Annotated in this window: 17 protein-coding genes; 13 read left to right on the forward strand and 4 right to left on the reverse strand. The window is 43.4% G+C overall.

Annotated elements, in window-relative coordinates; all coding sequences use genetic code 11:
• Nucleotides 1–30: 30 nt before the first annotated feature.
• Complete coding sequence (locus ACYQ2C_RS02660) at nucleotides 31–2,355, reverse strand: DUF1631 domain-containing protein (RefSeq protein WP_460099455.1); 2,325 nt, start codon at nucleotides 2,353–2,355, stop codon at nucleotides 31–33.
• Nucleotides 2,356–3,374: 1,019 nt separating this feature from the next.
• Between ACYQ2C_RS02660 and ACYQ2C_RS02665 the strand changes: the two genes are divergently transcribed.
• The 9 genes from ACYQ2C_RS02665 to ACYQ2C_RS02705 all read left to right on the forward strand — a co-directional run bounded on the left by ACYQ2C_RS02665 (nucleotide 3,375) and on the right by ACYQ2C_RS02705 (nucleotide 13,496).
• Nucleotides 3,375–3,851 carry a retropepsin-like aspartic protease family protein gene (locus ACYQ2C_RS02665; RefSeq protein ID WP_460048357.1) on the forward strand — a complete coding sequence of 159 codons (477 nt, stop codon included), beginning with the start codon at nucleotides 3,375–3,377 and terminating at the stop codon, nucleotides 3,849–3,851.
• 498 nt (nucleotides 3,852–4,349) lie between these two features.
• Complete coding sequence (gene rsxA / locus ACYQ2C_RS02670; protein WP_460048358.1) at nucleotides 4,350–4,925, forward strand: electron transport complex subunit RsxA; 576 nt, start codon at nucleotides 4,350–4,352, stop codon at nucleotides 4,923–4,925.
• Between the two features lie 9 nt (nucleotides 4,926–4,934).
• Nucleotides 4,935–5,543 carry an electron transport complex subunit RsxB gene (gene rsxB / locus ACYQ2C_RS02675; protein WP_460048360.1) on the forward strand — a complete coding sequence of 203 codons (609 nt, stop codon included), beginning with the start codon at nucleotides 4,935–4,937 and terminating at the stop codon, nucleotides 5,541–5,543.
• A gap of 26 nt (nucleotides 5,544–5,569) precedes the next feature.
• A complete protein-coding gene (rsxC, locus tag ACYQ2C_RS02680; protein WP_460099449.1) occupies nucleotides 5,570–7,870 on the forward strand; it encodes an electron transport complex subunit RsxC in 2,301 nt (766 codons plus the stop codon).
• Nucleotides 7,871–7,964: 94 nt separating this feature from the next.
• Nucleotides 7,965–9,011, forward strand: coding sequence for an electron transport complex subunit RsxD (rsxD, locus tag ACYQ2C_RS02685; protein WP_460099447.1), 1,047 nt, complete (start codon nucleotides 7,965–7,967; stop codon nucleotides 9,009–9,011).
• A complete protein-coding gene (rsxG, locus tag ACYQ2C_RS02690) occupies nucleotides 9,011–9,643 on the forward strand; it encodes an electron transport complex subunit RsxG (RefSeq protein WP_460099444.1) in 633 nt (210 codons plus the stop codon). Before rsxD ends, rsxG begins: the two co-directional genes overlap by 1 nt.
• Complete coding sequence (locus ACYQ2C_RS02695) at nucleotides 9,640–10,359, forward strand: electron transport complex subunit E (RefSeq protein WP_460048364.1); 720 nt, start codon at nucleotides 9,640–9,642, stop codon at nucleotides 10,357–10,359. The genes rsxG and ACYQ2C_RS02695 overlap by 4 nt, the downstream gene beginning before the upstream one ends.
• An 826-nt stretch (nucleotides 10,360–11,185) precedes the next feature.
• Nucleotides 11,186–11,602 carry a hypothetical protein gene (locus ACYQ2C_RS02700; protein WP_460048366.1) on the forward strand — a complete coding sequence of 139 codons (417 nt, stop codon included), beginning with the start codon at nucleotides 11,186–11,188 and terminating at the stop codon, nucleotides 11,600–11,602.
• A 589-nt stretch (nucleotides 11,603–12,191) separates the two neighbouring features.
• Nucleotides 12,192–13,496: an HDOD domain-containing protein gene (locus ACYQ2C_RS02705; RefSeq protein WP_460099440.1), complete on the forward strand. Its 1,305-nt coding sequence runs from the start codon at nucleotides 12,192–12,194 to the stop codon at nucleotides 13,494–13,496.
• Nucleotides 13,497–13,551: 55 nt separating this feature from the next.
• Here ACYQ2C_RS02705 and ACYQ2C_RS02710 read toward each other — a convergent pair whose 3' ends face one another.
• Entirely contained in the window at nucleotides 13,552–14,151 is a 600-nt protein-coding gene (locus ACYQ2C_RS02710; protein ID WP_460099437.1) for a YceI family protein, read from the reverse strand.
• Between the two features lie 565 nt (nucleotides 14,152–14,716).
• Here ACYQ2C_RS02710 and ACYQ2C_RS02715 point away from each other — a divergent pair.
• The 3 genes from ACYQ2C_RS02715 (at nucleotide 14,717) to ACYQ2C_RS02725 (ending at nucleotide 20,720) form a co-directional block, all read left to right on the forward strand.
• Nucleotides 14,717–17,002 (forward strand): TonB-dependent receptor, encoded by a 2,286-nt coding sequence (locus ACYQ2C_RS02715; protein WP_460099434.1) that lies wholly within the window; start codon nucleotides 14,717–14,719, stop codon nucleotides 17,000–17,002.
• Nucleotides 17,003–17,341: 339 nt separating this feature from the next.
• Complete coding sequence (locus tag ACYQ2C_RS02720; RefSeq protein ID WP_460099431.1) at nucleotides 17,342–19,207, forward strand: alkaline phosphatase D family protein; 1,866 nt, start codon at nucleotides 17,342–17,344, stop codon at nucleotides 19,205–19,207.
• Nucleotides 19,208–19,706: 499 nt separating this feature from the next.
• Nucleotides 19,707–20,720, forward strand: a complete 1,014-nt coding sequence (locus tag ACYQ2C_RS02725) for a 5'-methylthioadenosine/S-adenosylhomocysteine nucleosidase family protein (RefSeq protein ID WP_460099428.1) — start codon at nucleotides 19,707–19,709, stop codon at nucleotides 20,718–20,720.
• A 265-nt stretch (nucleotides 20,721–20,985) separates the two neighbouring features.
• Here the strand turns inward: ACYQ2C_RS02725 and ACYQ2C_RS02730 are convergent, their stop codons facing one another.
• Both ACYQ2C_RS02730 and ACYQ2C_RS02735 read right to left on the reverse strand, forming a co-directional pair.
• Complete coding sequence (locus ACYQ2C_RS02730; RefSeq protein WP_460099426.1) at nucleotides 20,986–21,630, reverse strand: LysE family translocator; 645 nt, start codon at nucleotides 21,628–21,630, stop codon at nucleotides 20,986–20,988.
• Complete coding sequence (locus ACYQ2C_RS02735) at nucleotides 21,623–22,471, reverse strand: PhzF family phenazine biosynthesis protein (protein ID WP_460099423.1); 849 nt, start codon at nucleotides 22,469–22,471, stop codon at nucleotides 21,623–21,625. The genes ACYQ2C_RS02730 and ACYQ2C_RS02735 overlap by 8 nt, the downstream gene beginning before the upstream one ends.
• Before the next feature lie 207 nt (nucleotides 22,472–22,678).
• Here ACYQ2C_RS02735 and ACYQ2C_RS02740 point away from each other — a divergent pair, with 207 nt between their 5' ends.
• A complete protein-coding gene (locus ACYQ2C_RS02740; RefSeq protein WP_460099420.1) occupies nucleotides 22,679–24,067 on the forward strand; it encodes an aminotransferase-like domain-containing protein in 1,389 nt (462 codons plus the stop codon).
• Nucleotides 24,068–24,199 lie beyond the last annotated feature (132 nt).

Here is a 24,199-nt window from a genome sequence, read left to right on the forward strand (position 1 = left end):
GGAGATAAATTGAATAAGGTTTGAGCTAAATTAGCTCAAACCTTTGCTTTGACGTAGATTGCTGATCACAGACTCAAGTGCACGATCGAACAACATGCTGTTGTCGAGCATACGAATCGACCCACTTTGCAAACATAGTGCAAGTTCTGGACGATCTTTTTCAGCGACCTTCATACCACTGCGGTTAACGAAAATATACTTACCCATTGGACGAAGAATGGCAGCCAATCGACAACGAATAGGTGCTGAACCTTCTTTAAGTTCAAACCAACTACCTTGCGATAAGCCATCTACCTGATCCAAAAATTGAGGTTCTGGGCCACGGGGCGCTGGTGCAGGCGCCGCCACTGGTTGCTCTTCAACTTTGGCGACTTCAACAACAGGCTGTGGTTCGGGTTTAGAAACTACCGGAGTATTCACACTACCTGGGCCAACTGGACTGTGATGCAAAGCATTTTCAGCAACAGGACGACGAACTTCTTGTCGAGCTTTTGCTAATTTAGCCAATGTGGACTCAGAACTGTGTACCGGTTTGGCAGCTTCTTCAGACTTAATAACCTTAGGTTCAACGGGTTTAGGCAAACCTTTCAATTGCGCCAAATGCTCAACTTCAAGTTGCTTGAATAGTTTACCCATGTCATAAGCGTTGTAACTGATGCTCTCAAGACCAACACGAAGACGTTTTAGCAGCTCGGGCAATAATTTAACCAGCTTAACTTTATTTTCTGAGGTAATAGTAGCCGTTAGGCTCCAAACCAAATTACGAACGGTACTTTGCGCAGAAACCCACTGCGGACTGTCGGTGCCATCTTTTAACGCAATTAAAAACATCACGTTGGCCCACGCTTCATGAACCAAGGTTCCCATTGCTTCTGAGAGCTGATCAATGTTGCTCAATCTGCCGATGGTTTTTTCAACCAATTTACGCGCAGCCTCTGCCTTAGCTTTGCCAGCTTCTGCATCAAGGGTACGTTTTTCAAGAATTGCGGCTTGTTTTTTCTCTTTTTCTACAAACGATAAGAAATCCGTGAGCATTTGCTCAAAAACATCGGCGCCAACATTTGGGTCATCGCAGATTTTATTAACAGTTTCTTGAACTTTGGATAATAGATTATCGCGACCTTTTGCGTTAGGTACCCAGCCAAGTGCTGCTGTTGCCATCTCGTTAAGAAGACGTTTAGCAGGATGACCACCACGATCAAAGAATGACTTATCAGCAATGGCAATCTTAAGCATTGGAATCTGTAATCGACTCAACAACGCTTTCATTTCGGCAGCAAGGTTGCGGTCATCAACAATAAACTCGAACAGCATATTGATGAGATTGATCACATCACGATCAATCTGGCCGATTGCACCTTGGTTATTTGCCGAGATAATTCGCTGTAGATTATTAACCTCAACAGCTCGGCTTGCATTGGTTGGCTGGCGAATTTGCAGCTGAGACAGCAAATGAATCAAAGTATTTTGAGGAACGACTACGCCGTCATCGGTGCTAGGTAAAGAAGACTCACCTTGAACACTCGACATAAGATTGCGGAACGTTTGTAGCACGTCTTCAGACGCCACAGCGTCTTGCGACTGATCACTAACAACTTGTTTTTGATAACCGCGAGGAGAATTTGGTTGCTTAGGACGAGAAGAACCTTCGCCTAACTCGGGTAGAACGTTACGTTGCACCAATACATCATTAATTAGCGCATAAAAACCAGGCAACTCAGCCACAAGATGGCGATCAAACAACTTAAGCAGTACTAGCTTAATTTTGATATTGGCTTCTAAACCTTCCGCGACGGCAACGAACGCATTACAAACCTCGTTAGGGCCCATTGGGTTAGTGCGTTGAGTCACTTGTATTGGCACAAGACTGTTTAAACGCAAGGTTAGATGCTGTAACGCAGTAGCTGACTTTTCTACAGCTTTATTGATCATTGCTTCGATAGCGACGTTTTGCTCCAACTGGTCGTTATTAACCAGCGACAAATTGTCGATATCAAGAGATTTTTCCCAGTTGTTTTCTCGATTTTCTGCTTCAGGATCGGCAAGTTGGTCGAAAGACGCATGAATACGTTGAATAAACTCGCCTTCCATGTCGCGGCGACGCAAACGCATTTGACGCATGGATTCGAAGTATAAGTTCTGATCTTGGTTGTTATCAGACTTGTCGGCAAGTTCAAAAAGAGTGTCGTCAACGTTGTCGAACAAACTCAACATAGATGACTGAAGAAAGTAGGTCGTTTTCTCTTTTAACAGGTGAACGGCAGCCGGCAAACGAACCATTTTATTTTGTGGTTTGTTGGACATATTAGTGGAGGGCCTAAGCTCTACGACATTACCTTGAGATTTGTTCAACATAAACCCTATCCGTTTACCATTAAGCAGTTAATGAATACGTATAACTTGCAGTAATTCGCAACACCATTGCACGTAAACCGATCCATGATTATTCACTAAGATAAAACGATAAATTAAGTATGCAGATTCAAAAAGACTGAGCTAAGAACAATTCTAAGAATTTTTGTTCCACCCACAATTCAAAACACCGTCACAATTTTTAGCAATAAAGGTATGAAAATTCGAATGTATAAAGCTGTTTGATGACGCTCAATGATGAGCGTTATAAATCGAAATGACCGTATATCCCGATACAGACCTAAACTGCCTTCCCTTACAGTTATACCTCTAATTTGTCTTGACTGGTAATACTAATGTTTTACTTCGAGAAAGGTTTCACACATTAAAATTTAAACAGCATGTGCTTATTACACGATCAGTATTTACCGCTAAATACACTCAGTTACGGTAATAATGAAGGCCAATAACTTATGTTCAAATCGCTCGAAAATATTGTTAATTCAAACTATCAGGTATATAAAATTTTCTTACAAAATGCGCATAAATATTAAATACATTTGGACTTATGACAAGGTTAATCGAAACCCAACAAAAAGATAACCCTGACATCTAACAGCTCAAAATCAAAGCAATTTTTACTACTTAACTTGCAATCCAATAGAGTTCACATTTTCGTCACTAGAAACATCGTATTCACAAAAATTAAAGAGAAAAGATCACAATCGTATGAAACAAAATCAGCAAAAAGTTAATGAAAAAAATTGAGTTCGCAAATTCTCTCCCGTCAGACTGAAAATTAAATATTTAAAATCTATCTTTGAGACTTTTTAACAACTGCGGGCACGTTTGAGAGTTATAGACAAAACGATTGAATCGAGACAACCACCCTAAAAATCGTTTTTACTACTTTTTAATCAGATTGGTTACTCGAATATGCGACAATGATCTCACTTATATTTTCAAAATCAGTACCGATTAATTTTCAGACAAATCGATCACAAGCCTACTAAGACAAACCAATGAATCAACCGATAGAAGATGCAACTCAACGTTTTGGCAAATTTATGATGTGGGGTCTTTGGCTTGCCATATTGGCCGTTATATTCATTTTGCTTTATGCGAGTAATCGCTCTGAAAATAGCATTACCATTAATGGCTTCAGTGGCCAGTACTCTACTTCTGGGAAAATAGACCAAGTACCCGTAAGGTTTTTGTTAGATACGGGCGCCACCCATGTGGTGATCTCTGACGAACTGGCCAGTGTTTTAGATGTGGAAAATTTGGGAGAAACCCGAATGGAAACCGCCAACGGCATCGCTACCGGTTATTTAACCGAGCTAGACCAAATTGAATTCGGTCCCATCAAACTCACCAATATTGACGCCATCGTCAATCCTGCCATGGACGGTAAAGAAGTCTTACTTGGAATGTCTGCCCTTAAACAGGTCGAATTTACTCAAAAAGGCAGTAACTTAACCGTCGTTCAGCTGCGCTAAACCCAGAAGGCTCTGATTCACCCCATTTTGGATTCATTCATGAACGAGTGAATCAGAGGCCTTGCACTTATTCAAACCTATAAAATCCCATCCATTTCTCAGCTAGGCCTTATTATCCGGCATCATCTTCGTTATTAGCGTTAAAGGATTCAAACAGAGCATTAAGACTGTTGCGATCAAGACTAATGCCGCACATTTTCAGCATAACCAACCTCAATCAAAATTCGCTTCCACAAAACCATTCACAATCGCAACCAATCTTGGTCGTTTGGTTTTCATTGGCAGGCAAATTAGTTCAAAATATGTACTGAATAAAACCTGCAAATTCCATCGAGTTTAAAAGTTAATGAATTTCTTTTAATTCGTTTTATAGATAATGAATACAAGCACTTCTGTTTAGATGTCTTTGTTCTTTGCTGCTACAATCCGCGCCCAAGCAAAGTCTCTCGCACTTGCGCCCTAAACAGTTAGATTTCAACGAGATATACACGCATTCATATGGCTGAATTCGCAGCAATATTATTAGGCACCGTACTGGTCAACAACTACGTACTTGTGCAATTTTTAGGCTTATGCCCGTTCATGGGCGTCTCAAATAAATTAGAGACGGCGATCGGCATGGCTGGCGCTACAACCTTTGTACTGACATTGGCATCTATTTGCAGTTATTTGGTGTATACATTTCTGCTTGAGCCACTCGGTCTAGAATACTTGCGAACCATTACGTTTATTATGGTTATCGCGGTTGTTGTGCAGTTCGCGAAGATGTTCATCGAAAAAACCAGTCCGCTGTTGTATCGCGTACTTGGCGTTTTCTTACCACTTATTACCACTAACTGTGCGGTATTAGGTGTTGCGCTACAAAACACCAACAAAAACCTTAACTTCTTCGAGTCCAGCCTGTATGGATTTGGCGCAGCGGTAGGTTTTTCACTGGTGTTGATCCTATTTTCAGCGATGCGAGAGCGTTTGGCTGTTGCCGACGTACCTACCCCATTTAAAGGCGCTGCCATCGGTATGATCACCGCAGGCTTAATGTCTTTAGCGTTTTTGGGTTTTGCAGGCTTAGTCTAAGGAGTACTCGTGTTGGAATTAATCACTGAAAACGCGGTTGTTACTGCGCTTGTTGCTTTGGGTTTTCTCGCTTTGGTGTTTGGCGCCCTTTTAGGGTTTGCCTCGGTGCGCTTCAAAGTTGAAGGCGATCCTATTGTTGACCAGCTCGACGCCTTACTGCCACAAACACAATGTGGTCAATGCGGATACCCAGGCTGCCGACCTTACGCAGAACAAATTGCTCAAGGCGATGAAATCAACAAGTGCCCTCCCGGTGGCCAAGCTACCGTAGAGGCCATCGCTCAGCTAATGGGTGTTGATGCACCAGAACTTGATACCGGTGGCGCTGAGTCAGCCGAGGTTACGCGTGTTGCGTACATTCGTGAAGACGAGTGCATCGGTTGTACAAAATGCATTCAAGCGTGCCCAATGGACGCCATTTTGGGCGCTGCAAAACAAATGCACACCGTTATCTCTGACGAGTGTACCGGTTGCGATCTATGCGTAGAGCCATGTCCGGTGGATTGTATTGACATGATCCCAATCCCAACCACGGTGCAGAACTGGACTTGGGAAAAGCCAGCCAGTAACAGCAACATTATTGCTACCGACAAGCAACCCGCTCATCAAGCCGCATAACGTTTTTTGCCCAAGGATATTTTTAGGTGACTGCACAAGCCGTGACTCATCAGATTATTGCTACTAGCAGCCAAAGCGAACGCAAGTTGTTCCCGATTCCGGGCGGCGTTCATCCGCCCGAAAACAAAAGCCAGTCACTTAATCTGCCATTAAGTGCTCTGCCCGCGCCCGCGAAAATTATTTTGCCGCTAAACCAGCACATAGGCGCACCGGCAAAACCTTTGGTGGCGATTGGTGAGCGAGTATTAAAAGGCCAATTAGTGGCCAGCGCTAAAGGCTTTATCAGCGCTAATATTCATTCCAGCATTAGCGGTACGGTTACCGCCATTGAAGAATTACCGGTGCCGCACCCGTCTGGCTTACCAGCTATGAGCATTGTCATTCGTTCAGACAATCTTGACGAGTCTGTAACCTACGAGCCTTGTGAGAATTATTTCGAGCTGCCCAAAGAGCAGGTAATCGCGAAAATCCAGAGTGCTGGTATTGTCGGCATGGGTGGCGCCGGGTTTCCAACCTCGGTGAAGCTTGGCGGTCGCGGTAAGATTGAACACCTTATTATCAACGGCACCGAGTGTGAGCCTTACATCACCGCCGACGATATTTTGATGCAGACTTATCCCCAAGAAATTATTGAAGGGGTAAAACTGCTTGCGCATTTATTGGGTAATCCCGCCGATGTTGTTATCGGCATGGAAGACAATAAACCCAAAGCGTTCACCGCGCTTAAAGAAGCGGCTAAAGGCACTAACGTGCAAGTAGTTGCCTTTCCCGGAAAATACCCATCCGGTGGCGAGAAACAATTAATCCAACGCTTAACAGGCAAAGAAGTACCCAGCGGTAAATTACCTTCTGATGTTGGTGCCGTGGTGCAAAATGTAGGTACCGTTTACGCGGCATATCGTGCGGTGAAATACGGCGAGCCGTTGATCGAACGCATTACAACGGTTGTTGGCGGCGCCTTACAAAAACAAGGTAATGTCATTGTGCGTATCGGGACACCTGTCGCCGACGCTCTTAGTGAGTTTGGCTTTAAAGAGCGCCAAGCGTCGCAGTTGATTATGGGCGGCCCGATGATGGGGTTCACCCTAGAAACCGCTGAAATTCCGATTGTAAAAACCAGCAACTGCATTATCGCGCCAAGTTACGCAGAAATGCCTCCGGTAGCACCGGCGCAACCCTGCATTCGTTGTGGACTTTGTGCAGAAGCCTGTCCAGCCGGTTTATTACCGCAACAATTGTATTGGTACGCTCGCTCGGAAGATCACGAAAAGCTTCAGGCGCACAATTTGTTTGATTGTATTGAGTGCGGTGCTTGCTCGTTTGTTTGCCCAAGCCATATTCCCTTGGTGCAGTACTACCGCGCTTCGAAAGGCGCAATTCGAACTGAACGCGAAGAAAAGGCTAAATCAGATCGATCACGTCGTCGCTTTGAGTTCAAACAAGAACGTATCGCCAAGGCCGAGGCCGAAAAAGAAGCCAAGCGTATTGCTCGACAAAAAGCGGCTCAAGAAGCGCAACAGAAAATGGCAGAGCAAAAAGCGAAAACACCGCCAGCTGCTGCTGCCCCTGCTACAACCGAATCAGCAGAAGATACACGAGCACGCCTTGAGCGAGCACTTGCGTCTGCGCAAACGCGCTTAGAGTCAGCGCAGGCAAAACATGCCGAAGCCGTTGCCGAAGACAGTGATCGAGTAGATCAAATGGCGGCTCGCGTAAAACAGGCCGAACTGAAGGTACAAGAAGCACAAGCAAAATTAAGCGAAACCCAGCACACACCAACCGCGTCAACGGTTGATACGAATAGCGATGATCCGGTAGCGAGAGCCATAGCCAAGGCCCAAGCGAAAAACGCCATGTCACCGCTTGAAAAAGCACAGTCGAATGTTGAATCGCTTGAAAACCGCTTAAGCAAAGCCCAAGAGAAACATCAGCAAGCCGTCAGTGAAGGTGCCGATAATGCATCTGCGCTGTTAATTGGTGTTAATAAACTCACAGAAAAACTCGAACAAGCACGCACTGAACTGCAAGGTTTACAGGCGGAGTCTATCAGCAGTACTGAAAAAACTGCGCCGGCTCCCGATGATCCAGCGGCGGCGGCCATTGAACGCGCCAAAGCAAAAGCAGAAGCCATGGCCAGCATGTCGCCCAAAGAAAAACTGGAGAATCAAATCGAAAGTTTAACCGGACGAATTGCCAAGGCCGAGCAAAAACTTGCCGCCGCACAAGCCGAGAACGCCGACACAGTTGAAGCATTGGCATTAGGTGTTGAAAAGCTCAAAGCCAAACTTGCCTCCACTCAACAGGAGTTGGAGCAACTAAACCCTTAAGCTTTAGCGGTTCGAGAAACGGTCTGCGCGCAGGCAGACCGCCAGCAGTTACTCAATCTCTACGAGATTCATTAAAAAGGTTGTTATATTTTCGATGAGCTTCATCAGTCAATCATCTCCACACGCTCACGCGACCAACAGCACACAGCGTGTAATGCTAACCGTGGTTTTGGCAACAATTCCCGGCGCGCTGGCCATGGTGTATTTCTTTGGCGTTGGCGTCATTATCAATTTGACGTTAACCATTGGATTTTGCCTAGGCTTTGAAGCCGCAGTGTTATATTTGCGAAAACGCCCTATCGGTTTTTATTTAAAAGACTTTAGCGCCTTGGTTACCGCGGTTCTTTTAGGTTTAGCCTTACCACCCTACAGTCCTTGGTGGATGATTTTTGTCGGGTGTTTCTTTGCCATTGTTGTTGCCAAACAGCTTTATGGCGGCTTGGGATTTAACCCGTTTAACCCGGCAATGATTGCCTACGTTGTTTTGCTGATATCGTTTCCAGTACAAATGACCCAATGGGCAGCGCCGGTTAATTTGGGTGATCTACCGAGTATTAGTGAGGCCCTTACGAAAGTCTTTACCGGCACAGCTATAGACGGTTACTCAGGTGCAACGCCACTAGATGCCTTTAAGCAATCCGAATCCCTAACGGTTGCCGATATTTATTCTCAAAAACCTATTTTTTCGGAAGCGTTTTTTGCCGGCGCCGGTTGGGAATGGGTTAACGCAGGATTTTTGTTGGGCGGCTTATTTTTGCTATGGCGCAAAATATTCACCTGGCACGCACCCGTTTCTATGTTGGCGGTACTTGCGTTGATGTCGATCATATTTTACGACGGCAGCTCAGAGAGCTCGGCACCAGTGCTTACGCATTTATTCTCCGGCGCAACCATGCTCGGTGCATTCTTTATCATCACCGACCCGGTCAGCTCAGCGGTATCCAATAAAGGACGACTTATTTTTGGTGGCTGCATAGGATTACTGGTATTTCTGATTCGCCACTTTGGTAACTATCCGGATGCGGTAGCCTTTTCGGTACTGCTAATGAACTTTGCCGCACCGTTTATTGATTATTACACCGTACCGCGCAGTTATGGTCACAGTAAACCGCGTCGCGCAACAGAAAAGGTAGACGTGTGATGATTACTCAAGCCATTCGTAAAAACAGCATTATTTTAACAATATTCGCTATTTGTACCGCGGGTTTACTGGCAGTAACCTTTCAAGGCACCAAAGAAAGAATCACCGCAAGTGAACGAGCGGCCGCGCAAAAAGCATTATTAGAAGTTGTAACCAAACACGACAACGACCTTCTGGCCGATACCAAACAGATTCCCGAAACGGCTCTGGCGCAACTGGGCTTAAAAGAACCAGAAGTTGTCAATATCGCCCGCGTAGACGGGCATATTGACGCGGTTATCGTGCCAGCTATCGCGCCAGACGGTTACAGTGGTGCGATTCGCTTAATTGTTGGTGTTGATCGCAACATGAACATTACCGGTGTTCGAGTGCTTTCGCACAAAGAAACTCCGGGGCTTGGCGACAAGGTAGATACCAAAAAAACCAACTGGGTTCATGGTTTTAACGGTAAATCTCTCACCAATCCCAGTGTTTGGGCGGTGAAAAAAGACGGTGGCGAATTCGACCAATTTACCGGCGCTACCATTACGCCTCGCGCTGTGGTTCGACAAGTTGAAAAAGTGTTGCAGTTTGTCGATGAACACAAAGACATGCTCTTTGAAACTCAAACCGAATTAACGGAATCACCATGAGTCAGGTCAGTTATCAAGAAATTACCGAAAACGGTCTGTGGAAAAACAACCCAGCACTGGTTCAGCTGTTGGGCTTGTGCCCCTTATTGGCGGTCAGTGGATCGGTCGTAAACGCACTAGGATTAGGAATTGCGACTCTGGTCGTTTTGGTTGGCTCAAACCTCGCGGTATCGTTAATTCGTAACGCCGTGACCGATGCCATTAAACTGCCCGCGTTTGTGATGATTATCGCGTCGTTCACAACCTGCGCCGAATTATTAATGCAAGCATTCACCTACGAGCTGTACCAAATTCTGGGGATTTTTATTGCGTTAATTGTGACCAACTGTGCCATCTTGGGTAGAGCAGACGCATTTGCCAGCAAAAACAAACCCATTCCATCTATGATTGATGGCTTTATGATGGGCTTAGGATTTGCGCTTGTGCTAATGGTGGTTGGTGCGGTTCGTGAACTATTAGGCAACGGAACTCTGTTTGCCGATATGCATTTATTGTTGGGTGAATTTGGTCGCAATTGGACCATTAGCATCAGCGATAATTATCCGGGCTTTTTGGTAGCTGTATTACCACCGGGTGCATTTTTAGTAACCGGATTTTTAATAGCCTTAAAAAATATCATCGACAGCGAAGCAGCACGTCGGAAAAAAGCTCGACAAGCGTTGGCACCGGAAGAAAAATCCAGCCGACGAGTTCGTACTACTGGCAACATTACTTAATTGATTACCACAAAAAAGGCAGCACAATAGCTGCCTTTTTTAATCTAAACTCTATTTTCTATTTCACACGGCCTTTATTTTATACGGCCTTTGTATTACTTTTATATGTTGTTGTATTTCGAATAGAAGTTTACAAAACCTTGGTTTTGTAAGAAGTTTCGCACCTCGTATTTATGAAAAACTCTGATCAACCTAGAGTTTTTAAGACAAATACCTCAACAACATTCTTATCAAAAAATTTCTAGTAATTCTTCGACTAAAAAATATTTTCACTACCAATATTTTTCTAGATCAAAGGTATATCGATCTTTATCAAAAAGGTGCCATTGTTCTGTTATCTATTGGTATAGCATCACAAGTTAAAGACCTTCTCAGCCTTGTAAGTCAGTAATTACTTAAGTAATTCAGCAAAAAACCAATCCGACTATAAAATTAAACACTTCTATACTTTTTAGCGATAAAGAGAAGAAATAGAAACCTCTTGCGTTTATATTTTTGACTTTTAATTCAAAATTATCGGCTGTTACCTTGACAATTTCTATGTTTAAAAACCACTATTGACTTTGAATAAAAGTTGTAAAAACCAACTGCGAATATTGGATCAAAAGATAAACACGCAGTATCTTAATGTGAACAAATACCGCATTAATATTAAAACAGTGTCAAAGTTGTGATCTCTTCTGACGATAACAAATCGATTTAGTATTAATTTGGTCAAAGTTAACTGATTGGCTTAATTAGCTAATATACAATTGCTCAATAAAAACTTTTAGAAAATATCAGTGAATTCTACATTCCCTACACACAGTATCATTAAGAGTTATTCATGATTCAATTTTCACCACCTGTGGTTCTGTTTTTTGGTGTCGGCCTGTTATTCATTGCTCTTGCAGTTGTTCGTTATCAGCGCAATAAACCCGTTGAAGAGCCTCAAGGTTTTGGTCAACCCAATAAGACAAAAACCGAACGCAATTACCAAAGCGTGTCTATTGTCACACTACCGGGCTGCTGTGAGTCTGCTAAGGCTATGAATGGCAAAATGTATTTGTTGACTGAAGCTCCAAGCCTGCCACTGCCGGGCTGTACGCAGCCGGACTGTCTATGTTCGTATAAGCAATTCGCCGATCGACGTCAAAATCCCGACAGAAGAAATCTATGGGAATTATGGCAACAAAGAAGAAACAACAAAAATAAGAAACCCGATGACAGGCGTCACGTCAAAGATCGTCGCAGTGGCATTTAGACCTTTTTTTAATTAAACACAAACCCGCTCTATTTATTTGTATAGATTGCGCAACTCCTGAAACTCAACATGACTATAAGAACCTCTGACTAACTCGTCGCTGATTTAATCAGAGGTCAGAAATTGAAAACACATCCTTGTATCGCTGGAAACTCTAGGTTAATCAGAGTTTCCTATATTATCACTCGGTCAAAGCGGCCCGCCGTTAATAAAACCACGATTAATTCAACATGAATCAATTAACCGGTCGAATGGTTGACCGCCACTACAGATTGATTTTTTACAAAATAAGTTTGCATTATTTTGGAATTAATCTAGCCAATAATCTTTAACTCTCACTCAAATTATCGACCTACATTTTTACCATCAAAATCAGAAAAAATAAAAGTTCTCTACTACACTTTAGGAATCTCTGATTAACTCATCCATGATTTAATCAGAGTACAGAAATTGAAAATGCGATTTCCAATTTCTTCACAATTTCAATCACTTACAGTTCTTGAAATTGACGACACATCCTTGTGTCGCGAGAAACTCTAGGTTAATCAGAGTTTCCTTTAGTAACCACTGATGTAGCTTGAGAACCAACATGCTTACGAAATACTTCCGTCGCGAAAAAAAGCCTGAAAACACTATCAAACCTAGGCGTGAAGATAATTCTACACAGGTTTTTAATCGCGAATACCTCAGCACCTTAACACCCTTTGATCATGTTCAAGAATCTACCTTAATTCTTGCTATGAGCTTTGCCCAAATTATTGAACTCGGTCAGAACTTGGTTCTTTTCGACAACGAAAGTGACGACGCACACGATTACTACTTAATTCAAGGTGCAGTAAAAATCATTGCTGATGACGGCAGAGAATCGCTAATTACCAGCGGCACCGCACGTGCACTTAAACCCTTGGCGTATTTGCGCCCGATACGCTACAAAGCCATCACCAAGAGCATCACAGGTCGATTTTTAAAACTACCGCATAATTTTGTTGAGTCTATTTTTGAGCAAGCCAAAAAAAGTTCTGAGTGGGATCACGAAGAGATTGTGGTTATTGGTCACTTTAACCAAGAAACTCTTCTTGAAAAGGTACAAAGAGAAATTGAGCGCGGCGCCTTAATTATTCCAACGCTTCCCGAGGTCGCCGAAAAAGTTCGCATTGCCTGTGAAGATGCAGAAACTAAAAACCGAGAAATTGCTTATATTATTTCTTACGATACATCTATTGCCACAAAATTAATTGCCGCATCAAACAGCGCTTTATACAAGGGACTAGAAAGCACCTCAACCATCGAAGACGCTATTTCTAGGTTAGGACGAAATACAACAAAAAGCTTAGTATATTATTACTCCAGTAAAGAGCTATTTGAAACACCGTCTTCTTTATTGCGGCAATTATTTTATTCGTCTTGGGAAAAATCGTTAGAAAGAGCAATTTTAGCAAAAATTATTGCTGTACACGTCAACTGCAATTTAAATCCAGACACCGCCTTTTTATGTGGATTATTATTTCGTTTAGGTGACCTTGTAACCTATCAATACGTGAGCGAATTTGTCGACGATGTCAATGAACTCAGTAAAGTTCAAAATATCGCAGAGAAATACTCCGTAAAAATTACCGAAAAAATTTTAAATTTCTGGAAAATTCCAACCATCATTTTGGAAAGTATTAAAAACGGTGGTAACTGGTTGTACGACTCTGAGCAAGAAATTCCAAATTACTGCGATGTTTTAATAACCGCCAATGTTCACCTAAGAATGCTCAGTAATAATATTGAAGGAATGCCCGGTTATCGAGATATTCCGGCACTAGCCAAGGTAATGACCAACGATTTTGCGCCCGGCATTAGTATTATTAGTGAATTCCACAAAGCGTTGGCGGAATTTAAAGCGCTGTAAACAACTGTAATTTGGTAAAAGCGTGTGGGAGTGAATAACTCCCACATATGCCGTATTAATTTTTAAATGTTAATACAAACGACGTAGGAACAACCGGAGTAATACTGTTTAACTTAGCAATTTCTTGAAGTTGTTGTACGCCTGCCAATAAATCAAATTGATCGGCTTTGATCATGGTTGGTTTCAATGTAGAAACCACAACACCGGTTTCCATTTCATTGGCTAAAACGTCAAAAGTTACCGGTACAGTTTTACCGTGTAAAGAAAGCTCGCCTTCTACAGTCGCCTTAGCAATACTTTTTTGATTGACTTCAGCAAGTACGGCCGACACATCTGCGGTAAATGTTGCTGTCGCGAATTTAGCCGTTTCAAATAAAATGTTCTGCATTCTCTCATCGCGAATCGCAATTGCGGTATCAACACTGGTTAAGTCAATATCTACGGTCACAATACCATCGTCAGAAATGGTACCTACAATATTTTTAAAGGTATGAGCCTCAGTTACCGCAGAGTTTTTAGTCGTCAAAAAAGTTAACTGAGATAGGCCTTTGTCCAAACTCATTTCTGCACTCGCAAGCGATGCAGACAACAATGCCGCCGCGCCTAAGCCCGCTACAGTAAACATTTTCGCGAACTTTTTAGTTGTATGAATCATGCCACGTCACTCCTACTGGTTGTTTGTTATTGTCCATCGATGAAAAAATCCACTCGATGATTTTGGATACTGTCGTGAGACATCAATATCTCTTGAAAAGTCGTCTATTGAGTGTAAAACCCCGTAAACAATTCGTGCATCTATTCTAGTACTAAAAGCTTGTACCACATCAGCTTGATTTTAATAGCATATCCCAAAATGTATATCTGTAATCGTTGACCATTGAACGATCAATGGCGATTAATTCAGCCAATACTGTCGAAAATTACTCTATTGATAACCTAACCCAACAAAAATTAGCACTATTGAGCACTAAAATACCTTGTCGCTGATTAATGTGCTGAAAACTGAAATGTATGAACGATAAACTTTTGTACGAAATTTAAAGCCGATTTTTGAACTAATTTGCGCCAGAAATTTGCGAATTTTGAAACCAGTGCATAAAAGTACAGTTCGTATAAGAATTTACTGGTTTATCTTGATTTTTGTCGCAATACTGTAGCAATTTTGTCGCAAAGTATCGCTCTTTTATAACTACACAATAAATCAGAATTTGAGGTACCTCATGTTCCCAGCTCGTTCAGTTGTGGCACTTAGCCTGCTATCTGCTATTACTCTTGCCAACCAAACCTTTGCTCAATCAGCCCCCCAGAAAAAAGAAGAATTGGTTGAAATTGTTGTTACCGCGCAAAAGCGTGAGCAAAGTATCCAGGATGTTCCTATCACCATTTCGGCATTAAGTGGCAGCACACTCGACGAACTCGGTATTGATCAATTCGATGAGCTTTCCGATCTAATTCCCGGGCTTGTAGTTCAACAGCAAAGCGTTAACAACAACGGTTATGTCATTCGCGGCATCACCTCAGACGACGGCGGCGCCCCCATTGCGCCACGTGTTTCGGTGTATTTAAACGGCGCCGATGTTTCTCGCTCGCGCGGTTCGTATTTCGAAGTTTACGACATGGAACGCGTTGAGGTTGTTAAAGGTCCACAGGCCACTTTGTTTGGCACGGCTGCATCGATCGGAGCCATCAGTTTTATCACCGCCAAGCCGCAAGAAGAATTTGAAGCTGAAATTACCGCACGCGCTGGCGAATTCGACACACAAGAAGTTACCGGTTTCGTGACCGGTGGTAACTCATTGGTTCAAGGTCGTCTTGCGATACTTTCGCGTGAACGCGACGGCTACACAGAAAATAATGCCGGTGACGACCTCAACGGCTACGAGCGCTTCGCCATTCGCCCAAGCGTTCGCATTACACCTAACGATAACCTAACCATCGATTTTGTATACAACTACGAAGATGCCGATGACCCGGGTACAGGTTTCGTTGCCGAAGAGCTGCTATTTACCGACAACGCATTCATTAGCGTGCTTGACTCCACCAACTTAGGCGACAACGAAGTTGGTGTAGATCGCGAAACCAACGACTTTAATGCTACCGTAAAATGGGACATTAACGATGAGTGGGCATTTACCTACATCGGCGCCTATCGTGACCATGACTCGGTAGAAGTCTTTGATGCCGACGGTACGCCTTTCGAATTCTTGAACTTTGGCGAAACTGCTGATGGTGATCAAAACAGCCACGAATTTCGTTTTAACTTCAGTGGCGATCGTTTAACCGGCTTTTTTGGCTTGAGCTATTTCGATGAACAAGCCACGCAAACCGTACCAATCGCTACCGAAGAAGGTCTGTTCTTAAGCTGCGTTGGTGCTTTTGCAGGCGCCGGCATTCCGGGTTGCGCGTCAGTGACGACCTCCCTTGCAACCGGTGGTCTTGTTAATCAACTTCCTTACGAAGCCTTTTTCTCGAACAGTGCCGATAACCAAGCGACTTCGGTGTTTGCCGACGTTTCTTACCAGCTCACTGAGAAACTCGAAATCACCGCCGGTATTCGCTACGTTGATGAACAACGTGAATCAACCTACACCTCAAACTTACCGGTTTCTGTTTTGGTATCTGCTGCAACACAGGCCGCAACCGGTCTTGATGAAGCCACACTTTTAGCACTGGGCATTCCGTTAGATTTATTCGGCGGCGCCATGTTTAACACCGGTGGCGCAACCATTGGTGGTGACACCGACGATACCGTGATCCTGCCACGCATCAACATTCGCTACGATGTGAACGACAACTTTAGTGTTTATGCGAGCTGGGCAGAAGGTGAACGCTCAGAAGTATTGGACTTCTCAGAGGGCCGAGAAAACCTAATTCCTTCAGAAGAAATTACCAACTTCGAAATTGGTATCAAAGGCAGCTTGCTCGACAAACGTTTGAGCTACTCTGTTGCCACCTTTTACCAAGATTACGAAAACTTCCAAGTTACCGTTCTTAACGACGCTGGTCAGCGAGTTCCACAAAACGCTGGTGATGCATCAAACGTTGGTTTAGAAACCGATGTCACTTGGCAGGTTGATGCGCATTTAACTCTTTTGGCAAACTTTGCTTATATTGATGCTGAAATTGATGATGACGCTCAAAACGGTGAGTTCGCAGGCAACCAATTCCGTTTACAGCCAGAAACCACCGGGGCAATTAGCTACATTTATCGTCGTCCGTTGAGTGACGCTCTGCAATTCACTTCCAGTGGTAGCTGGGTATATCGTGATGATGTCTTCTTCGACATTGAAAACGAATTTGAAGAAAGCGCAGTAAGTTTGGTTAATCTGCGCTTCGGTATCGCAGCACTTGATGAAAACTGGTCGGTGGAGCTTTTCGCCAATAACCTGTTTGATAAAGAATACATCATCGACGCGGGTAACACCGGCGATGTATTTGGTTACCCAACATTTGTTGAGGGCGCTCCACAAATTCTTGGAATCCAAGCAACCAAACGCTTCTTCTAAGGATAAGAACGTCTGATTAACTGATCTCCGGTTAAATCTGAGAGAAGTTAATCAGAGGGCAGAAATTGCTGGATAACCGTTGAAAAAATCCGCTCAATTTCTGTTCCTTTAGCGGCACTCTATTGGGTGAATTAAAGGTTCTCAACGTTAAACCTGTAAAAATTGCTCTGTGCCCAGTGTCGAAAATAAAGACTCTGGGCATTTTATTTTTACCATTGTCATCGTTTAATCTTCAAAAAATTCTGAATGAAGTGCCGGTGACTTGTGCACAAATTTTTTCAGAATTATTCGCGCATTTTTCTGCCCGTATTTTTTCTGCCTGTATTGTAGAGACGTGTTATGCCAAAACTTAATCGCCGCCAATTTCTTACCTCTGTTTCGGCAGCAGCCAGTAGCGCTGCATTATTACCCGGATGCACCTCCCCCATTGATCAACCGTCGGTAAGCTTTGATCATGGCGTCGCCAGTGGCGATCCGCTGTCCGACTCGGTAATTTTATGGACTCGCGTTACACCCACCACCGAAACACCACAGGATGCAATCAACGTCGTTTGGCAGGTTTCTACACAACCAAACTTCAATAACATTGTTTTTGAAGACAGCGTTTCTACCAGTGCAGAACGCGACTACACCGTTAAAATAGACGTTAAAGCGCTAAAGCCTAATACAACCTACTACTACCGTTTTAATGTTGGTCAAACCCTAAGCCCGGTGGGCCAAACCAAAACTCTGCCCGAAGGTGACATAGATTCCGCAAAATTCGCGGTTGTATCTTGCTCCAACTTTGGTTTTGGTTATTTCAACGTTTACGAAGAAATCAGTAAGCAAGACGATCTAGTTGCCGTGGTGCATTTGGGCGATTACATCTACGAATACAATGTTGAAAAATACAATGATCCCGATTTAGTCGGCCAGCAACGCAAACTCTTACCACCCGGGGAACTGTTAGTGCTTGATGATTATCGTCAACGCTACAGCTTGTACAGACGTGATCCGTCGTTACAAAAACTACACGCTAAAACGCCGTTTATTTGCGTTTGGGACGATCACGAACTTGCCAACGACGCGTGGATGGGCGGCGCAGAAAACCACCAACCCGACGAGGGCGATTGGGAACAACGCAAAGCCTATGCAATTCAGGCCTATCGAGAGTGGTTGCCGATTCGCGATCCAGAAAATAACGAAAATACAGCCATTACCTACCGTAACTTTAAAATTGGTAATCTCGCCGATCTAATCATGCTCGACACCCGAGTGATTGGTCGTGACAAACCCATCGACTATTTACAAGAAATGATTTGGCGACAAATTCCATTTGATGTTTCTTCGGTATCCACCGGTGGCCCAGGCGTACCAGTGCTAAGCGCTGATCAAATGGCAAAGGTTGATCCTGCACACATTCAAATGATTACAGTGCCTTTTGATCTTACCAAAAATCCACCGACACCAATTTTAGATTGGGAAACCATTACCGCACTTGATCCTAAAAACCTGCCTGCTGGCTGGGCATTTTTACCCGACGCAAAACAAGTTCGCGAAAAGCTCCTCAATAATCCACAGCGCAACCTACTGGGTAAAGCCCAAGAGGCCTGGCTCGAAAACACACTGGATGAATCCAAACAACGCGGCGCCACATGGCAAATTCTGGGGCAGCAGGTATTAACCGGCGAAGTCTTAATTCCCGATGTACGCGACATCTTGTCTGGCAAAGCCTCCATTCCAGCCAACATCATCAATGCCATTATTCTTTTAGGCCAAATGGGTATTCCATTTAATACCGATGCTTGGGACGGCTACAATGTTGCACGACAACGCTACCTGCAATTATTGAAAAACCACGCGGTAAATGCCGTAAGTTTGGCAGGCGATACCCACAATGCTTGGGCGTTCGATTTAATTCCCGACGGCGAATCAGATTCCGTCGCTGTGGAGTTTGCAACGTCTAGCGTAAGCTCTCCGGGAATGGAAAATTATATTTCTACAACCTCGCCAGAGCAGCTCTCTGAACGTTTGGTAAAAATTAATAAAAACCTGCGTTACCAAAATAGTCATCAACGCGGTTGGATGCTTCTAGAATTAACGCCAGAAGCGGCCATTAACCAATGGCAATTTGTCAGCACTGTTAAAACCAAAGAATATCAGCCAATTCAAGGGCCAACCTATCAATGCCAAGCCGGTAAACATAAGTTAGAACAGTACAGTTAATCGATTTGCGCAAAACTTAAAAACTCCGGTATTGCCGGAGTTTCTGTTATTAATACCAGAGTAAACACCTATTCAAAGTCTTTGCTTTTTCCGAATAAATTAGACCTTCGTCATTTATTTAACGTTAAGAACCTCTGAGTAACTTATCCATAATTTAATCAGAGAACAGAAATTGAACATGTGATTTAAAATTCCTTCACAGATTTCAGCACAATTTTAATCACCTATCGTTCCTGAAATGAACGGTTTATCCTTAGACCGCAGAAAACTCTTGTCTCGGTTAGTCGAAGTTTTCTCTAGTTTTTAACTGTCGTTAAAAAACCCTACCGATGCTCCTCTGAAGCCTCATTCTGTTTTTTGTAAAACAACCTATTTTTGTAAACACTATTTTTCAGAACACGGCTTTTAAAGTCATTCAAAAAAATAATCACCATTCTAGTCTGGAGTCACCATAATCAGTCGTCATAACTGAAAACCAATCACAAATACGGATAACTCTATGATTAAAGCCTACAAATACTGTGTTTTACTGAGCATTACGCTTTTGATTACGGCTTGTGGCTCAAAAGAGGTTCCTGAAACCTTTGGCCCCAAAAAATTCTCCGGCCAAACGCCTGAATTTACCGCCGTTGTAGTGGCTTACGAGCCAGAATTGAATGGCATTTTAAAAACGCTGCAAAATCACGGCGAAGCCAATATCGATAGCACCTTAAAATTTAAAGGCGTTACCTATCGTTTGGGTAAATTTCGTGATCAGCCGATTTTAGTGTTTGCCACAGGCATGAGCATCGCCAATGCTGCTATGTCTATGCAAATGGCGTTTGATTACTTTCCCATAAAACAAGTGGTTTACATGGGCATTGCCGGAGCGGTAAATCCCCAATGGCAACCCGGAGATGTGATTGTTCCCGAGCGTTGGTACTACCACGATGAAAGCGTTTACATTAATCCCGACCCAGAAAATCCCGGTGAATATTTATTACCAAACTACTACCGCAAATTTTTAGACGATCAAGACAATCGCCGTCAAAAAGACCCTCATTTACCCAACTACAAATCGTTTGGTTACGTTCACCCAGATGAAGTGGTGGTCATTAAAGAAGGCCAAGAAAAGCCAGAAGATAAAGCCTATTTTTCGGCAACACCGCGTTTACTCGACGCGGCCAAAAAGGCTATTGCCAACATGCCAACACAAAAAGTATTGGATGAACGTGAAGCCGTATTAACGGTTGGCGGTAACGGCGTAACCGGTTCAGTCTTTTTAGATAATCGCGAATATCGCAAATGGGTAAGAGAAGTATTTAACGCCGAAGTCACCGAAATGGAATCGGCTTCTGTGGCGCATGTGGCTTATGTCAATGATATTGATTGGATTATTATTCGCGCCATTAGCGATTTGGCTGGCGGCCAAGAAGGCGTTAATGTTGAACATATTTACGACGATGAAGTTTCACGCATTGGCGCAGAGGTTCTATTTGCGGTGCTGGAAGAAATTATTACAAAATCGGAATAATGAAGATCATTTCTAGCAAGAAAAACAGAAAAATATAAGCACTCAATTTCTATCGCCCAATAAAAGATAGCATTTCGCTAGCTTTTTTTACTTATGGGAACCTCTGATTAACTCATCCTTGATTTAATCAGAGGGCAGAAATTGAAAATGTGATTTCCAATTTCTTCACAATTTTAATCACTTACGGTTCTTGAAATTGACGACACATCCTTGTGTCGCGAGAAACTCTAGGTTAATCAGAGTTTCCTATGAATAATCAATGCATTTACGAGAAAATCATAATCACACAAGATGCCGTTAGAGCGCCTAGTACACGATTAAACATCAGCAGGTTTTTAGGTGTTTGAATAAATTGTTTTATTTTCACGCCAATTAATGTCCAAACCGAACAACAGGGAAAAACCATAACGGTTTGCATAATCACAATAGCGATTAAACTCACCCACAATAAATCGCCCATCAAACTAAACGCAGACACCGCCGTGATCGACATAGTCCAAGCTTTGGGGTTAACCGCCTGAAAGGCTAAAGCCTGAAAATAGGTTAATGGTCTTGCTCTATCGCTACTAAACTTGTCGCCTTTGGCAGTAAAGATTTTATAGGCCAACCACAACAAATACACCGAACCAATAATTTTTAACGCCGTATGTAAAAAAGGAAACGCCTTAAAAACACTGCCCAAACCTAATGCCACCGATGAAAATAAAATAAAGCTACCGGTGGTAATGCCCAACAAATGCGGCAAACTTTTTTTGTAACCAAAATTAATACCCGATGCCGTTAACATTATGTTATTGGGGCCGGGAGTAATATTAACCGAAAACGTATAGGCTAATAATGATGTTAAATAACCCAGCGTAATGCCGGTGTTTGTTACTAAATCAGAAGAAAAAAGACTGGTATCACTCACAACTGGGCCCCTGTTGATCAGCATCGGTATCGGTTTGTTCAATAGCATCGAGAAAACATTCACCTTTCATAAAGGTTGCCGCTACACCGCGTAGCAATACTCGATCGTCTCTTAAATCGCACTCCATAAAACCGCCTCGTGCAGAGGCCTGTTCACACACCAATAAAGTTTTATCGAGCACCGCCGTCCAGTATCGAACAATGGCACAATGAGCAGAACCTGTGACCGGATCTTCTTCAATGCCTAAAGATTTAAAACCAAAATAACGACTAACAATATCTAAATCATCAAGGTTAGATTGCGCCGTTAAAATAACACCGTGCTTGCCTTCTAAATCAATAAACGAACGATCAAATTCTCGCACCTGTTGTTCGCTGCACACAAATACCCAATTATCTTCTGCGTAAAAGGTTTCGATGGGCTCAAAACCCAAACGCTCTAAAACGTAGTCAGGTGCTGTATCGTGAACAAAGGTTTTTGCAGGAAAATTCATTTCATAGCCGTCGCCAAACTGAGTGCTGGCACGAGTCACCGTTAATTCACCGCTTTTTGTGAAAAAACTGATTGTGTTAGTGCTAATCAGATTTTCACTAAACAAGACATGCGCACTGGCTAAAGTAGCGTGGCCACATAAATTCACTTCTGTGGTTGGCGTAAACCAACGCAAATTAAAGCCACCTTCTTGGGCATATAAAAATGCGGTTTCAGACAAATGATTTTCGTCCGCGAGTTTTTGCATCATCCATTTGGGCATAGGTTTCTCACACATCATCACCGCCGCTGGATTACCGGCAAATACGACAGAGGTAAACGCATCGACTTGATAGATGGGAAAACGCATGAGAAATCTCCCTGTTAAATTGTATGCATACAATATTGAGGTAATATCGACAAAAGATCGCTAGACTCTTATTAGTCGAATATAAACTCGTATTAAACTAATAAAAGTTACTCAAATAAGGTAATGAATGAGTTGAATTACGCAGATTGTTCGCGTACAAAGGAGTTTATAGGCAAATTAAACTAGGTCAATCGGATTTTTGTCACCATGACAATTTGGCAACCCAACCTCGAAAAGTACTCATCTCCTAAATACAAAGCCTTAGCTCAAGCCATTGATGACGCCATTGCCAAAGGTGAATTGCGCCCCGGTGAAAAACTGCCAACCCATCGCAAGCTAGCCGACCTGCTCGGCGTTACCGTTGGCACCGTAACGCGCGCTTATGCCGAGGCCGAACGCAAACATTTAATTGAATCCAAAATTGGCAGTGGCACCTTTGTGCGCACCACTGGCTCCGGTACCAGTTTTGAAATCAGCCATGCTGAGCAAGGCGTTATCGATTTAGGATTCAGTTTTGCGCTGCCGTTAAATCAGGCAGAACTCTTATCCCAAGAGTTACAACTGCTCAGCCAAGATAAAAAAATACTGCAACACATTTTAGAATATCAACCACCGGGCGGCATGCTTCACCATCGCGAAGCCGGATTACAGTGGTTGGATATTACCGGTATTCAAAGCGCCGAAATGGAACGCTTAATTATCACCAACGGCGGCCAACACGGTTTTCACTCGGCCACCGCAGCGCTTTGCCAAGCGGGTGACACAGCACTTTCGTGCGGATTAACCTATCCCGGATTTAGCGCCGTTGCCCAGCAATTGGGTTTACGCCACGTGGGACTGGAATGGGACGACCAAGGTGTTTTACCCGAAGTCGTTAAACTCGCCTGCCAGCGTTTTAAACCGCGCATACTTTACGTTAACACGCGCATTAATAATCCAACCTGCGAAGTAATGACCGAAGCACGCATCGACAGCATCGCCGAAATTCTGCGAGAACATCAAGTATGGGTTATTGAAGACGACGTGCAAGGTTGCTTGCAAGATAAAACATTACCAACGTTTACCAATCGACATCCCGACATTAGTGTATTCGTAACCGGTACTTCAAAAGCTTTAACCGGCGGTTTAAGAATCGGCTATTTATTAGCGCCGCAAGCCGTCGACAGAGCCATTCGCAGCGCCGTGCAAGCAAGCTGTTGGATGGCGGCACCCATGATGGCAGAAATTGTTAGCCGGTGGATTACCAACGGAACCGCCCAAAATATTATTAACAGCCAACGCGACATTATGGACAAACGCCAAAAGCTCGTGGGCGAATTTTTGAAAGACTCATCCTTTAAAGCCGCAGAAAAAGGCTACAATGTATGGCTCCCCTTACCAGAAACCCGACGCGCTCAAGAATTTACTAAAAGCCTTGCCAACCGCAAAGTACTGGTAAAACCTTCAACCGCATTTGCCGCCGGACATTTTAATGCTCCTCAAGCTATCCGCTTTTGCACCGGCGGACACACAAGCCTTGCCGACTTACGCACAGCATTAGAAATTATCAGCGACGAGTTAAAACAACCGGGGCCAGAACTTGATTTTTCTCACTAACAATTACTGAATCCATTACATTTAAATACGGATGAATGAATCGCTAAAAATCCCGCGCGGTTTCAAGTAATAACTGCAATTTCATAACGCAGCGAGTAAATCAACTCGCTGTCCCATAAATAATTCATTAGG

Source organism: Sessilibacter sp. MAH3, from assembly GCF_054658275.1.

Excerpts from the sequence above, each read along its gene's own strand:
- ACYQ2C_RS02710 (WP_460099437.1), bottom strand. The coding sequence starts at position 14,151 with ATGATTCATACAACTAAAAAGTTCGCGAAAATGTTTACTGTAGCGGGC.
- ACYQ2C_RS02715 (WP_460099434.1), top strand. The coding sequence starts at position 14,717 with ATGTTCCCAGCTCGTTCAGTTGTGGCACTTAGCCTGCTATCTGCTATT.
- rsxG (WP_460099444.1), top strand. The coding sequence starts at position 9,011 with ATGATTACTCAAGCCATTCGTAAAAACAGCATTATTTTAACAATATTC.
- rsxA (WP_460048358.1), top strand. The coding sequence starts at position 4,350 with ATGGCTGAATTCGCAGCAATATTATTAGGCACCGTACTGGTCAACAAC.
- ACYQ2C_RS02725 (WP_460099428.1), top strand. The coding sequence starts at position 19,707 with ATGATTAAAGCCTACAAATACTGTGTTTTACTGAGCATTACGCTTTTG.
- ACYQ2C_RS02665 (WP_460048357.1), top strand. The coding sequence starts at position 3,375 with ATGAATCAACCGATAGAAGATGCAACTCAACGTTTTGGCAAATTTATG.
- ACYQ2C_RS02695 (WP_460048364.1), top strand. The coding sequence starts at position 9,640 with ATGAGTCAGGTCAGTTATCAAGAAATTACCGAAAACGGTCTGTGGAAA.
- rsxD (WP_460099447.1), top strand. The coding sequence starts at position 7,965 with ATGAGCTTCATCAGTCAATCATCTCCACACGCTCACGCGACCAACAGC.
- ACYQ2C_RS02700 (WP_460048366.1), top strand. The coding sequence starts at position 11,186 with ATGATTCAATTTTCACCACCTGTGGTTCTGTTTTTTGGTGTCGGCCTG.
- ACYQ2C_RS02740 (WP_460099420.1), top strand. The coding sequence starts at position 22,679 with ATGACAATTTGGCAACCCAACCTCGAAAAGTACTCATCTCCTAAATAC.
- ACYQ2C_RS02705 (WP_460099440.1), top strand. The coding sequence starts at position 12,192 with ATGCTTACGAAATACTTCCGTCGCGAAAAAAAGCCTGAAAACACTATC.
- ACYQ2C_RS02660 (WP_460099455.1), bottom strand. The coding sequence starts at position 2,355 with ATGTTGAACAAATCTCAAGGTAATGTCGTAGAGCTTAGGCCCTCCACT.
- ACYQ2C_RS02720 (WP_460099431.1), top strand. The coding sequence starts at position 17,342 with ATGCCAAAACTTAATCGCCGCCAATTTCTTACCTCTGTTTCGGCAGCA.
- ACYQ2C_RS02735 (WP_460099423.1), bottom strand. The coding sequence starts at position 22,471 with ATGCGTTTTCCCATCTATCAAGTCGATGCGTTTACCTCTGTCGTATTT.